The organism is Ensifer sp. LC163 (genome assembly GCF_001695855.1).
Lineage (GTDB): Bacteria > Pseudomonadota > Alphaproteobacteria > Rhizobiales > Rhizobiaceae > Ensifer.
Genome location: NZ_MBSS01000063.1, coordinates 1 through 338 on the forward strand (window position 1 = coordinate 1; position 338 = coordinate 338).

A 338-nucleotide genomic window follows, 5' to 3' on the forward strand; every position below is an offset into this window, starting at 1 on the left:
GCCGGCGGCATGCAGCTGGTGCGCCAGCCCAAGCAGTTCGACGTCATCGTCACCGACAACCTGTTCGGCGACATGCTCTCGGATGTGGCGGCGATGCTGACCGGGTCGCTCGGCATGCTGCCCTCGGCCTCGCTCGGCGCGCCGGACGCCGTGACCGGCAAGCGCAAGGCGCTCTATGAGCCGGTGCACGGCTCGGCGCCGGATATCGCCGGCAAGGGCATCGCCAACCCGATCGCCATGATCGCCTCCTTCGCCATGTGCCTGCGCTACTCCTTCAACCTGGTCAAGGACGCCGACAACCTGGAGAAGGCGATCGCCACCGTGCTCGACAAGGGCAT

Annotated in this window: 1 protein-coding gene; it reads left to right on the forward strand. The window is 67.5% G+C overall.

Translation table 11 applies throughout. The features are described from left to right. Nucleotides 1-338 (forward strand): isocitrate/isopropylmalate family dehydrogenase (locus BC360_RS27555; protein ID WP_244512941.1); only part of this gene is annotated, 338 nt, incomplete at both ends.